This is a genomic window from Pseudomonas sp. PA-1-3F, from assembly GCF_021609665.1.
In the GTDB taxonomy this organism is placed as follows: Bacteria; Pseudomonadota; Gammaproteobacteria; order Pseudomonadales; family Pseudomonadaceae; genus Aquipseudomonas; species Aquipseudomonas paracarnis.
Genome location: NZ_WJZD01000027.1, coordinates 35,183 through 49,194, shown reverse-complemented (window position 1 = coordinate 49,194; position 14,012 = coordinate 35,183). Strand labels below are relative to the sequence as shown.

General features: G+C 59.1%; 13 protein-coding genes. 11 read left to right on the top strand and 2 right to left on the bottom strand.

Translation table 11 applies throughout. The features are described 5' to 3' along the window. The first annotated feature begins 4 nt into the window (after positions 1-4). The 5 genes from rpsD (at position 5) to bfr (ending at position 4,383) form a co-directional block, all read left to right on the top strand. On the top strand, positions 5-625 hold the full coding sequence (gene rpsD, locus GIV26_RS19390) for a 30S ribosomal protein S4 (protein WP_003176404.1): 621 nt from the start codon (positions 5-7) through the stop codon (positions 623-625). Positions 626-647: 22 nt separating this feature from the next. Beyond that, positions 648-1,649 (top strand): DNA-directed RNA polymerase subunit alpha, encoded by a 1,002-nt coding sequence (locus GIV26_RS19385; RefSeq protein ID WP_003176403.1) that lies wholly within the window; start codon positions 648-650, stop codon positions 1,647-1,649. A 41-nt stretch (positions 1,650-1,690) separates the two neighbouring features. Then, positions 1,691-2,077, top strand: a complete 387-nt coding sequence (gene rplQ / locus GIV26_RS19380) for a 50S ribosomal protein L17 (RefSeq protein ID WP_003176402.1) — start codon at positions 1,691-1,693, stop codon at positions 2,075-2,077. A gap of 237 nt (positions 2,078-2,314) precedes the next feature. Further along, positions 2,315-3,763 carry a catalase gene (locus GIV26_RS19375; RefSeq protein WP_236281913.1) on the top strand — a complete coding sequence of 483 codons (1,449 nt, stop codon included), beginning with the start codon at positions 2,315-2,317 and terminating at the stop codon, positions 3,761-3,763. Between the two features lie 155 nt (positions 3,764-3,918). Further along, entirely contained in the window at positions 3,919-4,383 is a 465-nt protein-coding gene (gene bfr / locus GIV26_RS19370) for a bacterioferritin (RefSeq protein ID WP_003176400.1), read from the top strand. A 69-nt stretch (positions 4,384-4,452) separates the two neighbouring features. On the opposite strand, the gene uvrA is transcribed toward bfr, so the two are convergent. Continuing rightward, entirely contained in the window at positions 4,453-7,287 is a 2,835-nt protein-coding gene (gene uvrA, locus GIV26_RS19365) for an excinuclease ABC subunit UvrA (RefSeq protein ID WP_236281911.1), read from the bottom strand. Between the two features lie 178 nt (positions 7,288-7,465). Between uvrA and GIV26_RS19360 the strand changes: the two genes are divergently transcribed. The 3 genes from GIV26_RS19360 (at position 7,466) to tam (ending at position 10,332) form a co-directional block, all read left to right on the top strand. Then, complete coding sequence (locus GIV26_RS19360) at positions 7,466-8,860, top strand: MFS transporter (protein ID WP_014720149.1); 1,395 nt, start codon at positions 7,466-7,468, stop codon at positions 8,858-8,860. Positions 8,861-8,869: 9 nt separating this feature from the next. Next, on the top strand, positions 8,870-9,385 hold the full coding sequence (locus GIV26_RS19355; RefSeq protein ID WP_003232445.1) for a single-stranded DNA-binding protein: 516 nt from the start codon (positions 8,870-8,872) through the stop codon (positions 9,383-9,385). Between the two features lie 185 nt (positions 9,386-9,570). Continuing rightward, positions 9,571-10,332, top strand: coding sequence for a trans-aconitate 2-methyltransferase (gene tam, locus GIV26_RS19350; RefSeq protein ID WP_072448204.1), 762 nt, complete (start codon positions 9,571-9,573; stop codon positions 10,330-10,332). Positions 10,333-10,353: 21 nt separating this feature from the next. Here tam and GIV26_RS19345 read toward each other — a convergent pair whose 3' ends face one another. Continuing rightward, positions 10,354-10,917 (bottom strand): cysteine hydrolase family protein, encoded by a 564-nt coding sequence (locus tag GIV26_RS19345; RefSeq protein ID WP_236281909.1) that lies wholly within the window; start codon positions 10,915-10,917, stop codon positions 10,354-10,356. A 96-nt stretch (positions 10,918-11,013) separates the two neighbouring features. On the opposite strand from GIV26_RS19345, the gene GIV26_RS19340 reads away from it, so the two are divergent. The 3 genes from GIV26_RS19340 to GIV26_RS19330 all read left to right on the top strand — a co-directional run bounded on the left by GIV26_RS19340 (position 11,014) and on the right by GIV26_RS19330 (position 14,009). After that, complete coding sequence (locus tag GIV26_RS19340) at positions 11,014-11,985, top strand: GlxA family transcriptional regulator (RefSeq protein WP_034125921.1); 972 nt, start codon at positions 11,014-11,016, stop codon at positions 11,983-11,985. Positions 11,986-12,154: 169 nt separating this feature from the next. Continuing rightward, the gene (locus tag GIV26_RS19335) at positions 12,155-13,264 is read left to right on the top strand and encodes a DUF3182 family protein (protein ID WP_236281907.1); all 1,110 of its coding nucleotides are present in this window, start codon (positions 12,155-12,157) and stop codon (positions 13,262-13,264) included. Beyond that, on the top strand, positions 13,254-14,009 hold the full coding sequence (locus tag GIV26_RS19330; RefSeq protein ID WP_019818878.1) for an alpha/beta hydrolase family protein: 756 nt from the start codon (positions 13,254-13,256) through the stop codon (positions 14,007-14,009). The genes GIV26_RS19335 and GIV26_RS19330 overlap by 11 nt, the downstream gene beginning before the upstream one ends. Positions 14,010-14,012 lie beyond the last annotated feature (3 nt).

Below are 14,012 nucleotides of genomic sequence, written 5' to 3'. Positions count from 1 at the left end.
AAGAATGGCTCGTTACATTGGTCCAAAATGCAAACTCGCTCGTCGCGAAGGCACCGATCTCTTCCTGAAGAGCGGCGTGCGCGCGATCGAATCGAAGTGCAACATTGAAGCAGCACCTGGTATCCACGGCCAACGCCGCGGTCGCCAGTCCGACTACGGCACCCAACTGCGTGAAAAGCAGAAGGTCCGTCGTATCTACGGCGTTCTCGAGCGTCAGTTCAGCGGCTACTACAAAGAAGCTGCTGGCAAGAAAGGTGCAACCGGTGAAAACCTGCTGCAACTGCTCGAATGCCGTTTGGACAACGTTGTATACCGTATGGGCTTTGGTTCGACTCGTGCCGAATCCCGTCAGCTGGTATCGCACAAGTCGATCAGCGTTAACGGTCAGACCGTAAACGTTCCGTCCTACCAGGTTCGTGCTGGTGACGTGGTCGCAGTTCGCGAGAAAGCAAAAAACCAACTTCGCATTGTCCAAGCTCTCGATCTGTGTGCCCAACGTGGCCGCGTAGAATGGGTAGAAGTAGACACTGAGAAGAAGTCGGGCGTTTTCAAGAACGTTCCTGCTCGCAGTGATCTGTCCGCCGACATCAACGAAAGCCTGATTGTCGAGCTCTACTCCAAGTAAGGGCTAGAAAATAGGTGCATCCATGCAGATTTCGGTAAATGAGTTCCTGACACCCCGCCACATTGATGTGCAGGTTGTCAGTCCAACCCGCGCCAAAATTACTCTCGAGCCTCTCGAGCGTGGTTTTGGCCACACCCTGGGCAACGCGCTGCGCCGCATCCTGTTGTCCTCAATGCCCGGCTGTGCAGTAGTCGAGGCCGAGATTGACGGTGTGCTCCACGAGTACAGCGCCATCGAAGGTGTACAGGAAGACGTAATTGAAATCCTGTTGAACCTTAAAGGTCTGGCTATCAAGCTGCACGGCCGTGACGAAGTTACGCTGACCTTGTCGAAGAAGGGTTCGGGGGTGGTTACCGCTGCCGATATTCAGCTGGATCATGATGTCGAGATCGTTAACCCCGATCACGTAATCGCTAACCTGGCGTCTAACGGCGCCCTGAACATGAAGCTCACTGTAGCTCGTGGTCGTGGTTATGAACCGGCCGACTCGCGTCAGAGCGATGAAGACGAAAGCCGCAGCATTGGTCGCTTGCAGCTTGACTCTTCGTTCAGCCCGGTTCGCCGTATCGCATACGTGGTGGAAAACGCCCGTGTCGAGCAGCGTACTAACCTGGACAAGCTGGTTATTGATCTGGAAACCAACGGTACCCTGGATCCTGAAGAGGCTATCCGCCGCGCTGCAACCATTCTGCAACAGCAGTTGGCTGCGTTCGTCGACCTCAAAGGTGACAGCGAACCAGTGGTAATCGAGCAGGAAGACGAGATCGATCCGATCCTGCTTCGCCCGGTTGACGATCTGGAACTGACTGTACGTTCGGCTAACTGCCTTAAGGCGGAAAACATTTACTACATCGGTGACCTGATCCAGCGCACCGAAGTAGAACTGTTGAAGACTCCGAACCTGGGCAAGAAATCCTTGACTGAAATCAAGGACGTTCTGGCCTCCCGCGGTCTGTCCCTCGGCATGCGCCTCGACAACTGGCCGCCTGCAAGTCTTAAGAAGGACGACAAGGCGACTGCCTGATCGTCGTAATCACCGAACGTGAGTTTGGTAAGGAATGAACCATGCGTCATCGTAAAAGTGGTCGTCACCTGAGCCGTACCAGCTCGCACCGCAAGGCCATGTTCCAAAACATGGCGGTGTCGCTGTTCGAGCACGAGCTGATCAAAACTACACTGCCGAAAGCTAAAGAACTGCGTCGCGTTGCTGAGCCGCTGATCACTTTGGCCAAGACAGACAGCCTGGCTAACCGCCGTCTGGCTTTCGACCGTACTCGTTCGAAAGCTATCGTTGGTAAGCTCTTCAACGACCTGGGCAAGCGTTACGCTACCCGTGAGGGCGGCTACCTGCGCATCCTCAAGTGCGGTTTCCGCGCTGGCGACAACGCGCCTATGGCGTACGTCGAGTTGGTTGATCGTGCTACTGCCGGCGAAGCTGTAAGCGCCGAGTAATACGACAAGCTGCAACGAAAAACCGGGCCTAGTGCCCGGTTTTTTGTGCGCGTAACAAAAGCGCGTTGCGTACAAGAATCTTCAGGCGACACGCTTCACTATGAGCGTCGGGCATGTTGGTAGTTATTTTCTATTGAAGCCTACAATTTAATGAATTTGTAGGTGTCATGTGGATGGTCAATACTCCCTCCAAGCCGATTAGCCGGCAGTTTCAAGCCCGACCTGAGGAAGATGCGCATGAGCCAGAATAAAGTCCTTACCACCGCCAGCGGCGCGCCCGTTGCGGACAATCAGAACTCACGTTCCGCCGGCCCTCGTGGCCCCTTGCTGCTCGACGATTTTCACCTGATCGAGAAGCTCGCTCACTTCAACCGTGAAAATATCCCTGAGCGTCGCGTGCACGCCAAAGGTTCGGGTGCCTTCGGGACCTTCACGGTGACAAAAGACATTACCCAATACACCAGCGCCAAATTGTTCGAGTCCGTTGGCAAGCAGACCCCTACGTTCCTGCGTTTCTCCACGGTAGGTGGAGAGCGCGGTTCGGCCGACACAGAGCGCGATCCACGTGGCTTCGCCTTGAAGTTCTACACCGAGGAAGGCAACTGGGACATCGTCGGTAACAACACCCCTGTGTTCTTTATCCGTGATCCGCTGAAGTTCCCGGACTTTATCCACACCCAGAAACGCCTGCCGCAGAGCAACCTGAAAAGCGCGCAGATGATGTGGGACTTCTGGTCGCACTCACCAGAGGCGCTGCATCAGGTCACCATTCTGTTTTCGGACCGTGGCATCCCGGACGGCTATCGCCACATGCATGGTTTCGGCAGCCACACTTACAGTCTGATCGATGCCCAGGGCGAGCGTCATTGGGTGAAGTGGCACTACAAGACCAAGCAAGGCATCAAGAACCTGGCGCCGGCCGAGGCTGCCCGCTTGGCGGGTACCGATCCTGACTACGCCCAGCGCGATCTGTTTGGTGCAATCGAGCGCGGTGACTTCCCCAAATGGCGCGTGTGCATCCAGATCATGACCGAGGCACAGGCGAATGCCCATTACGAGAACCCGTTTGATGTGACCAAGACCTGGTCGCAAAAAGAGTTCCCGTTGATTGAAGTGGGTGAGCTGGAGCTCAACCGTAATCCGCAAAACTACTTCGCAGAAGTCGAGCAGGCTGCATTTGGCCCAAGCAACATGGTCCCAGGCGTTGGCCTGTCCCCAGACCGTATGCTCCAAGGTAGGGTGTTCGCCTACGCAGATGCTCACCGCTACCGTGTCGGCACTAACCACCAGCAACTGCCGGTGAACGCGCCACGTAGCCCGGTTAACAGCTACCAGCGTGACGGTTCCATGGCTTTCGGCAGCAACGGTGGGGCGGCTCCGAACTACGAGCCAAACAGCTATGCCGACGCACCAAAACAAGCCCCGCAATATGCAGAGCCAGCACTGGCCCTGAGCGGTGCCGCCGATCGTTACGATCACCGCGAAGATACGGACTACTACAGCCACGCCGGTGCGCTGTTCCGTCTGATGAATGATGAGCAAAAAGCGTTGCTCACCAATAACATCGCGGGCGCAATGGCTGGTGTTTCCAGCGATGTGGTCCAGCGTCAACTGCAGCACTTCTATAAGGCCGACCCGGCTTATGGAGAAGCAATTGCAAAGGCATTGGGTGTATCGCTTAACTGACTCTAAACGATAAGCAGAACCGCCCTCATTTGGGCGGTTTTTGCGTTATTTCAGCTACTTTTCTCCGGAAATCTTCACTTTTCTGCCGTTTGTCCCGTGACCTTCAAGTCAGCATGGTTCAAACTACAGTCTTTCAAGCAGGGAGATGTAGGGCGATGCAAGGTCACCCCGACGTAATCGATTACCTCAACACGTTGCTGACGGGCGAACTGGCAGCTCGTGACCAATATTTCATCCATTCGCGTATGTACGAAGACTGGGGCTTTACCGAGCTCTATGAGCGTATCAACCACGAAATGGAAGAAGAGGCACAGCACGCTGACGCCCTGATGCGCCGCATTCTGATGCTCGAAGGCACGCCGCGTATGCGTCCTGATGATCTGGACGTGGGTACCACAGTGCCGGACATGCTCGCCGCCGATCTTCGCCTTGAGTACAAGGTCCGTGCCGCACTCTGCAAGGGCATCGAGCTTTGCGAACAGCACAACGACTATGTCACCCGGGAAATATTGCGGGTGCAGTTGAATGACACCGAAGAAGATCACACCTACTGGCTGGAAAAGCAGTTGGGCCTGATCAAGTTGATCGGCCTGGAGAATTACCTGCAATCGCAGTTCTGATTTCCGACTATAAAAAAAAGCCCCCGTCACCGCAAAGTGGCAGGGGCTTTTTATTGGGCGATGAAAAAATCAGGCCCTGTCGCGTTCCAGCAACGGTTTCAAGTAGTAACCGGTGTGCGATTGAGGCATTTCGGAAACCTGCTCCGGAGTGCCCACTGCGATGATCTGGCCACCCTTAGAACCACCTTCTGGCCCCAGGTCTACCAGCCAGTCGGCAGTCTTGATCACATCAAGGTTGTGCTCGATCACCACCACGGTATTGCCGTGGTCCCGCAAGCGGTGCAGTACGTCCAGCAACTGCTGGATATCCGCGAAGTGCAGGCCAGTGGTCGGCTCATCGAGGATGTACAAGGTTTTGCCGGTATCACGCTTGGACAGCTCGCGAGACAGCTTGACCCGCTGCGCCTCGCCACCCGACAGCGTGGTCGCTGACTGCCCCAGCTTGATGTACGACAGGCCCACATCCATCAGCGTCTGCAGCTTGCGCGCCAGCGCCGGCACTGCGTCGAAGAACTCGCGAGCTTCCTCGATCGTCATTTCGAGGGTCTCGTGGATGCTCTTGCCCTTGTACTTGATTTCCAGGGTCTCGCGGTTGTAGCGCTTGCTCTTGCACACATCGCACGGCACGTAGATGTCCGGAAGGAAGTGCATCTCCACCTTGATCAGGCCATCGCCCTGGCACGCTTCACAACGGCCACCCTTGACGTTGAACGAGAAACGGCCCGGCCCATAACCCCGTGAGCGCGACTCTGGCACGCCAGCGAACAACTCACGGATAGGGGTAAACAGCCCGGTGTAGGTAGCTGGGTTGGAGCGAGGCGTACGCCCAATCGGGCTCTGGTCGATGTCGACCACCTTGTCCAGATGCTCCAGGCCCTTGATGCTGTCGTGAGCCGCCGCTTCCAGGGTGGTCGCGCCATTCAGGGCGGTGGCACTCAGTGGGAACAGGGTGTTGTTGATCAGCGTCGACTTGCCCGAACCGGAAACACCGGTCACGCAGGTCAGCAGGCCCAGCGGAATCTCCAGGTCGACATTGCGCAGGTTGTTCCCGCGCGCGCCCTTGAGATGCAGCGCCATCTTCTTGTTACGCGGCGTTCGCTTGGCGGGTACTTCAATCTTCACACGGCCAGACAAGTATTTGCCGGTCAACGAGTCCGGATGTGCCATCACTTCGGCAGGCGTGCCCTCGGCAACGATATGGCCACCATGCACACCCGCGCCCGGGCCGATATCGACCACGTAGTCCGCCAGGCGGATAGCGTCTTCATCATGCTCGACCACGATCACGGTATTGCCGATATCGCGCAGGTGTTTCAGCGTGCCCAGCAGGCGGTCGTTATCCCGTTGGTGCAAGCCAATCGACGGCTCATCGAGGATATACAGCACGCCCACAAGGCCCGCGCCAATCTGGCTGGCCAGGCGAATACGTTGTGCCTCACCACCAGACAGGGTATCGGCGCTGCGGTCCAGCGACAGGTAGTCCAGGCCAACGTTGACCAGGAACTGCAGACGCTCGCGAATTTCCTTGAGGATCTTGTCGGCAATTTCCCCGCGTCGCCCGGCGAGCTTGAGTACGCCAAAGTATTCACACGCATCGCCGATCGGCAGGTTGGTCACTGCTGGCAGGGTCTTCTCGCCCACCCACACGTGACGTGCCTCACGGCGCAGGCGGGTGCCACGGCAATCAGGGCAAGGCTGAGTACTGAGGAATTTTGCCAGTTCTTCACGCACGCTTGCCGATTCGGTCTCGCGGTAGCGACGCTCCAGGTTCGGCACGATGCCTTCGAACGGGTGCGAGCGCTTGACGATATCGCCACGGTCGTTCAGGTACTTGAAGTCGACATTCTGCGAACCGCTGCCATGCAGAATGACCTTCTGCTGGTCTGCCGGCAGCTGGTTGAACGGCACTTCCAGGCTGAACTTGTAGTGCGAGGCCAATGATCCGAGCATCTGGAAATAGTAGACGTTACGCCTGTCCCATCCGCGTATCGCCCCCTCGGCCAGGGTCAGGTCACCATTGACCAGGCGCTTGATATCGAAAAACTGCTTCACACCCAGGCCGTCGCAAGTCGGGCAGGCGCCGGCCGGGTTGTTGAAGGAAAACAGCTTGGGTTCCAGCTCACTGATGGCATGGCCACAGATCGGGCACGCAAAGCGCGCGGAGAAGATGATCTCTTCGCCCGGCTCGTCATCCATCGGCGCTACCAGGGCAATGCCATCGGCCAGCTTCAGCGCGGTTTCGAACGATTCCGCCAAACGCTGCTGCAAGTCGGCACGCACCTTGAATCGGTCGACCACCACATCAATGGAGTGCTTTTTCTGCTTGTCCAGCTTCGGCGCTTCGTCCAGCTCATAGAGCTTGCCGTTGATGCGCGCACGTACAAAACCCTGGGCACGCAGCTCTTCGAAGACCGACAGGTGTTCGCCCTTGCGCTCGCGAATGACAGGCGCCAGCAGCATCAGCTTGGCGCCTTCGGGCTGGGCCAGCACCAGGTCGACCATCTGGCTGACGGTCTGGGCTTCCAGGGGGATATCGTGGTCCGGGCAGCGGGGGATACCCACGCGTGCGTAGAGCAGGCGCAGGTAGTCGTAGATCTCGGTAATGGTACCCACGGTGGAGCGCGGGTTGTGGGACGTGGATTTCTGCTCGATGGAAATAGCCGGCGACAGGCCTTCAATGGTGTCGACATCGGGCTTTTCCATCATCGACAGGAACTGCCGGGCGTAGGCCGACAGGGATTCCACATAGCGGCGCTGACCTTCGGCATACAGCGTGTCGAACGCCAGGGACGATTTGCCGGAGCCGGACAAGCCGGTGATGACGATCAGTTTGTCCCGGGGCAGGGTCAGGTCGATGTTCTTCAGGTTGTGGGTTCTAGCCCCACGAATCAGGATCTTGTCCAAGATGGCCTCGCACGGCGGGCGTAAATGATGCCGGAGTATACGGCTAAAGACTGGATGAATATACACTGTCAAAACGCCGCCTGCAGCCTTACATGAAAGCTGCGCGGCAAAGCGCCGCATATACCCTCTCAATCGATGGGACTGGTAGAATCGCCGCCGGTTCACACGAGGTTTTTCCATGCACGATCCCCACAGCGAACGCATGAGTAGCGGCGAGACCCGAGCGGCAAGCGGGCTGGCCCTGGTGTTCGCCTTCCGTATGCTGGGCATGTTTATGGTGTTGCCGGTGCTGGCCACCTATGGGATGGATCTCGCAGGTGCGACCCCCGCCTTGATCGGCCTGGCGATTGGTGCCTATGGCCTGACCCAGGCGATTTTCCAGATCCCGTTCGGGATTATTTCCGACCGCATTGGCCGTCGCCCGGTGATCTATCTCGGGCTGATCGTATTCGCCCTTGGCAGTGTGCTAGCGGCCCAATCCGATTCGATCTGGGGCGTGATCGCCGGCCGCATCCTGCAGGGCGCCGGTGCGATTTCCGCCGCCGTGATGGCGCTGCTGTCGGACCTGACCCGCGAACAACACCGCACCAAGGCCATGGCGATGATCGGCATGACCATCGGCCTGTCGTTTGCCGTGGCCATGGTGGTCGGGCCTTTGCTCACACGCGCGTTCGGCTTGCATGGGCTGTTCCTGGCCACGGGCGGCATGGCGTTGTTTGGCATCCTGATCGTTGCCTTTATGGTGCCGCGCTCCACCGGTACCCTGCAGCATCGTGAATCGGGCGTCGCACGCAAAGCGTTGCTTCCCACGCTCAAGCACCCGGACCTGCTGCGCCTGGATTTAGGTATCTTCGTATTACACGCCATGCTGATGTGCAGCTTCGTCGCCTTGCCCCTGGCCCTGGTGGAAAAAGCTGGCCTGCCCAAGGAACAGCACTGGTGGGTCTACCTCACTGCGCTGTTGATTTCGTTCTTCGCCATGATCCCGTTCATCATCTATGGCGAGAAGAAACGCAAAATGAAACGAGTTTTACTCGGCGCCGTCGCGACATTGATGCTCACTGAACTATTCTTCTGGCAGTTCGGCGACAGCCTGCGAGCACTGGTGATCGGTACGGTGGTGTTTTTCACCGCCTTCAACCTGCTCGAAGCGTCGTTGCCGTCACTGATCAGTAAAGTTTCACCGGCAGGCGGCAAGGGCACGGCCATGGGGGTGTATTCCACCAGCCAGTTCCTGGGTTCCGCGTTGGGCGGCATCATGGGCGGCTGGATGTTCCAGCATGGCGGTTTGTCGGTTGTGTTCCTCGGATGCGCCGGGCTGGCTGCACTTTGGCTGGTCTTTGCTGTTACCATGCGCGAACCTCCCTACGTCACCAGTCTGCGTTTGCCGCTATCGCCCGAAGCGATCCGCGAAGCCGGCCTGGTAGAGCGCCTGAAGGCTGTCGTAGGGGTAACGGATGCAGTCGTGGTCGCTGAAGAGGCGGCCATTTACATCAAATTGGACACCGAATTATTGGATCGCGCGACGCTCGAGCAACTGGTCAACCCAGTGCCAACAGCGCGCCCAGCCTAGGAGAACGTTATGGCCCGTGGGGTTAACAAAGTCATATTGGTCGGTACTTGCGGCCAGGATCCCGAAGTTCGCTACTTGCCTAACGGTAACGCCGTGACCAACCTGAGCCTGGCGACCAGCGAACAGTGGACCGACAAGCAGACCGGCCAGAAGGTCGAGAAGACCGAATGGCACCGCGTGTCGATGTTCGGCAAGGTCGCAGAGATCGCCGGTGAATACCTGCGCAAAGGTTCGCAGGTGTACATCGAAGGCAAACTGCAAACCCGCGAGTGGGAAAAAGACGGCATCAAGCGTTACACCACCGAAATCGTGGTCGACATGCAAGGCACCATGCAACTGCTGGGCGGCCGTCCACAGGGCGACCAACAGGGCCAGGGCGGCATGTCCAACTCGGCACCGCGCCCACAGCAGTCGCGTCCGCAGCCAAGCCAGCAGCCACAGCGTGAGTCGCGCCCAGCACCACAACAGGCTGCTCCGCAACCGGCTCCGGATTTCGACAGCTTTGATGACGATATCCCGTTCTAAGGTCCAAGACCGACCCTGAACAAACAAAACCCCCGATAGCGAAAGCATCGGGGGTTTTTTATGGTCGACGTGCAGGCGTCGCGCGCGGGGTGCCTTTGTACAGGCAGCACACCAACCCCAGCATTTGTTCTCATGGCTCACAAGATTTAGGCTGGCACCACCTCTAACAAAGAAGGAAGGCTGTGATGACCTGGTCCGCCAAGCAGTACACGATGTTCGAACAGCAGCGCACTCGCCCCGTCCGTGACCTGGTTGCGGCAATTCCCAACACCGACGTGGGCACCGCAGTCGACCTGGGGTGCGGGCCGGGAAACTCCACGGAAGTGCTGGCCGAGCGTTTCCCCCAAGCGCACGTCACTGGCATGGACAGCTCCGATGACATGTTGGTAGACGCCCGCAAGCGCCTGCCCAGGTTGAACTTCGAGCTGGCGGACATCGGCGCCTGGCACCCTGCGCAACGCTTGGATGTGATTCTGGCCAATGCCTCGCTGCAATGGCTGCCCGACCACGCCACGCTCTACCCGCATTTGGTCCACCAACTGAACCCAGGCGGTACGCTAGCGGTGCAAACCCCGGACAACCTTGACGAGCCCGCTCATCGCCTGGCCCGTGAAGTTGCGGCCGATGGCCCATGGGCGGCAAAGATAGGGGCGGTCAAACACAATGAACGGCACACCGCCAGTTACTACTACGAACTGCTGAGCAAGCATTGCAGTACCGTGGACGTGTGGCGCACCACCTATCAACACCCCTTGGCGGACCACGCGGCGGTGGTGGAGTGGTTCAAGGCTTCGGCATTGCGGCCTTTTCTTGCGCCGTTGACGGACGATGAAAAAGCCGCCTTCCTGCAGCAATACCAGGCGCGAATTACCCAGGCTTATCCAGCCCTGGCCGATGGCACGGTGTTGTTGCCCTTTCCGCGGCTGTTCATCATTGCCACACGCTAAAGCGATCAGCCCAGGTGGCGGTCACGCAGCCGCTGCTTGGGCTTTCAGATATTCCTCTGCCGACACTACACCCGCATAGCCAAATGCCAGGGAGGCCATGTACGCCCCGTGCACCTGTGCCGCCGGAATCACCTGGCCGTTGAATTCCTGGTCGCGGGTCGCGCAGGCGTCATGGATCACCGTAACCTTGTAGCCCAAGTCCGCTGCCGCCCGCACCACGGCGTCAACGCACATATGGCTCATGCTACCCACCACCACCACCTCGGTGATGCTGCGCTGTTCCAGCAGTTCGCGCAGGTTGGTTTGGCGAAACGCATTCACGAAGTGTTTGAGCACCACCGGTTCATCGCCCTGGTTGAGCACCTTGGCATGCAAATGCGCGCCTTCGGAGCCCGGTGTGAAGAACGGAGCGTCGTCGCCAGCGAACTCATGCCGTACATGAATCACCGCATCGCCTGCCTGCCGAAACGCCTGGAGCACCTGCGCCGCCTTGTCCGCTGCGGCTTCCACGCCGTCGAGCGGCCACTTGCCCTGGGGGAAGTAGTCGTTCTGGATATCGATTAGGATGAGCGCCTGCTTGGCCATGTGTGTTGCCTCGTGATGGGTTGATGGGCCTAGTATCTTAGCTGGCGATCACACCGAGAATTGGCTGCACCGACAATAACAGGGGGAAAACTGACAATGGCCGCGCAACGCAGCACTGTCGAGCTGGGTGTGTTGATCTACCAGGGTGCGCAACTCGCCGCAGTCCACGGGCTGACCGACCTGTTCGGGGTCGCTAACCGCATCGCCGCCGAGCATGAATCTGCGCAATTACCGCTGCTGCGGGTCAGCCACTGGCAGGTAGATGCCCACGGCACGCCCGCGCGCACGTTCGACAGCCACCCAGGCCCCGAGCAACCGATGATGGCCGTGTTGGTGCCGCCCTCGATTGCAGAGTTCACCGAAGACCAGGCGCCGCCTGCGCTGCTGGAATGGCTGCGCCTGCAACATGCGGGCGGCACCGTGCTGGGCGGCGTGTGCATCGGCTCGATCATGCTGGCGCGCAGCGGCCTGTTGGATGGCCGCAGTGCCACCACCCACTGGTCCTCCGCGAAATCTTTTGCGGCCTGTTACCCGGCGGTGCGACTGGAAGCGGATAAACCTATCGTCGATGACGGCGACCTGATCACCTCCGCTGGGCTGATGGCCTGGTCGGAATTGGGCCTGCGCCTGGTCGATCGGCTTATGGGGCCGAGCATTGCAGCTGACACTGCGCGCTTTCTGGTGATCGAGCACAGCGCCAGTGCCAGCCAGTGCGGTAGCAACTTTGCGCCGATTCTCAGGCATGGTGATGGTGCGGTCCTCAAGGTCCAGCATTGGCTGCAGGCCAGTGGTGCGGTGGATGTGTCCGTGGCGGCGATGGCGCAGGAGGCGAACCTGGAGGAGCGCACGTTCTTGCGCCGCTTTCGCAACGCCACCGGATTGAAACCCACCGAGTACTGTCAGCATCTGCGAGTCGGCAAGGCGCGGCAGATGCTGGAGTTCACCAATGGCACCATCGATCACATTGCCTGGACCGTGGGCTATCAAGACCCCAGCGCCTTTCGCGTCATCTTCAAGAAAATCACCGGCCTGTCCCCCAGCGATTACCGCAACCGCTTCGGGGTTTGAATCGTGCAGAACGCCGCAGGCTTCTCCCCGGGTCGTGCAGAATAAAACAGGCTAACGGCCATCACTTTTTGCGCAACTGATTGATTTAACAGCTCTTCCCTCAATCCCAGCGTTGGCCTGATCCATGCAACCTCACTGCTACACAAAGGTTGATAGAAAAGGGGACCGCATGACCCCCATAAGTCGCAAGAAGTTGGTGGTCGCCCACTCCATGCGAGAGGGTGCGCCCCTGCATGAAATCGAAACCAACCGCGCCCTCGCACGCTGGCTCGCGCAGATCCTGGGGCTCAAGTTCGGTGGCAGTTACGACCCGGCCCTGCATGCGGGTCGGGAATTGTATCTGCTGCCCACGCAAACCCTGGTCGGGCCAGCCCAAGCGCGCCAGCTCAATATCAAGGGGCCACAAGATCTGTGGGGCGGCTATGTCGATCACGCGTTCATCTGCACCAAAGCCATCAGTCACGGGCTGCTGAGTCTCGAGGCCAAGGCGCCCGAAGGCTGGTCGCCGTCATTCTGCGAGCGTGTGCGTGACGTGGTGTTGGACGGTGTGAGTGTGTTCGCCCTTGAGGATGCACGGCCTGCCGCGACCCGCTTGCTCTACAGCGGCCCGATTCGTCTGAAACCCGTAAATGCCTGTGCAGGGCGGGGGCAGGAAGTTATCCACAGCCTGGATGAGTTCGACGCGATAGTGGCGCGCCCGGAAGCGGCCCGAATGTTCAATGAAGGTGTGGTGCTGGAACAAGACCTGCACGCGGTGGTCACCCACAGTGTGGGCCAGAGCTTTATCGGCGATCACCTCTTCAGCTACTGCGGCGAGCAGCACCTGACGCAAGACGGGCAGGGGGAAGAGGTCTACGGCGGTTCCGATCTGCTGGTCGTCCCCGGTGATTACGCTGCCCTGCTCAAACTGGATCTGCCTGAAGACGTGCGTGAGGCCATCGAACAGGCGCTGGTTTTCGACCGTGCTGCGAATGAGGCCTACCCAGGCTTCTTCGCCTCGCGCCGCAACTACGACATCGCCCAAGGCCTGGACGGCACAGGCCAGCGCCGCAGTGGTGTGCTCGAACAATCCTGGCGCATGGGCGGGGCCAGCAGCGCGGAAGTCGCGGCGTTGCAGAGTTTTATCAACCATCCGGGCCTTAAAGCCATCCGTGTGTCCTCGGTAGAAACCTATGTAGACCAGGCGCTGCCGGCGGATGCCATCGAGGTATACCGAGGCCCGGCCGAAAACAGCGACTTTCTACTCAAGTATGTGACGGTCAAGACTTATGACGGCTAGAAGCGAGAGCATCACCATCGATATAGACGACGAACAGATGAGCGGGACATTCCTCAGTCCCAAGTCCAAAGTGCCCGGCGTGTTGTTCGTGCACGGCTGGGGCGGCAGCCAGGAGCGCGACCTGGAGCGGGCCAAAGGCATCGCAGGCCTTGGATGTGTATGCCTGACCTTCGACCTGCGTGGCCATGCTGGCACCGGCATCCCCTTGTCCCGCGTCACCCGCGAAGACAATCTGCGCGACCTGTTGGCCGCTTACGATCGCCTGCTGTCCCACCCTGCTATCGACACCTCGGCGGTGGCAGTGGTGGGCACCAGTTATGGCGGGTACCTCGCGGCGATCCTCACCTCATTGCGCCCGGTACGTTGGCTGGCGCTGCGAGTGCCGGCGCTGTACCGCGACCAGGAATGGCTCAAGCCCAAGCGCGACTTGGATAAAGCCGACCTGATGGATTACCGTGGCACCCTCGTGCACGCCGAAACCAACCGTGCACTGCATGCCTGCGCGCAATTTACCGGCGATGTGCTGATTGTCGAATCGGAAACCGACGACCATGTGCCCCACGCCACCATCATGAGTTACCGCGCAGCGTGCCAGCAGACCCATTCGCTGACCCACCGCATCATCGACGGCGCCGACCATTCCCTGAGCGATCCGGTGTCGCAGCAGGCGTACACCTCGATCCTGGTGGACTGGATTACCGAGATGGTGGTGGGGGAGCGGTTGAGCATCATTCAGGCCCGATAGTCG

Excerpts from the sequence above, each read along its gene's own strand:
- rpsD (WP_003176404.1), top strand. The coding sequence starts at position 5 with ATGGCTCGTTACATTGGTCCAAAATGCAAACTCGCTCGTCGCGAAGGC.
- GIV26_RS19385 (WP_003176403.1), top strand. The coding sequence starts at position 648 with ATGCAGATTTCGGTAAATGAGTTCCTGACACCCCGCCACATTGATGTG.
- rplQ (WP_003176402.1), top strand. The coding sequence starts at position 1,691 with ATGCGTCATCGTAAAAGTGGTCGTCACCTGAGCCGTACCAGCTCGCAC.
- GIV26_RS19375 (WP_236281913.1), top strand. The coding sequence starts at position 2,315 with ATGAGCCAGAATAAAGTCCTTACCACCGCCAGCGGCGCGCCCGTTGCG.
- bfr (WP_003176400.1), top strand. The coding sequence starts at position 3,919 with ATGCAAGGTCACCCCGACGTAATCGATTACCTCAACACGTTGCTGACG.
- GIV26_RS19360 (WP_014720149.1), top strand. The coding sequence starts at position 7,466 with ATGCACGATCCCCACAGCGAACGCATGAGTAGCGGCGAGACCCGAGCG.
- GIV26_RS19355 (WP_003232445.1), top strand. The coding sequence starts at position 8,870 with ATGGCCCGTGGGGTTAACAAAGTCATATTGGTCGGTACTTGCGGCCAG.
- tam (WP_072448204.1), top strand. The coding sequence starts at position 9,571 with ATGACCTGGTCCGCCAAGCAGTACACGATGTTCGAACAGCAGCGCACT.
- GIV26_RS19345 (WP_236281909.1), bottom strand. The coding sequence starts at position 10,917 with ATGGCCAAGCAGGCGCTCATCCTAATCGATATCCAGAACGACTACTTC.
- GIV26_RS19340 (WP_034125921.1), top strand. The coding sequence starts at position 11,014 with ATGGCCGCGCAACGCAGCACTGTCGAGCTGGGTGTGTTGATCTACCAG.
- GIV26_RS19335 (WP_236281907.1), top strand. The coding sequence starts at position 12,155 with ATGACCCCCATAAGTCGCAAGAAGTTGGTGGTCGCCCACTCCATGCGA.
- GIV26_RS19330 (WP_019818878.1), top strand. The coding sequence starts at position 13,254 with ATGACGGCTAGAAGCGAGAGCATCACCATCGATATAGACGACGAACAG.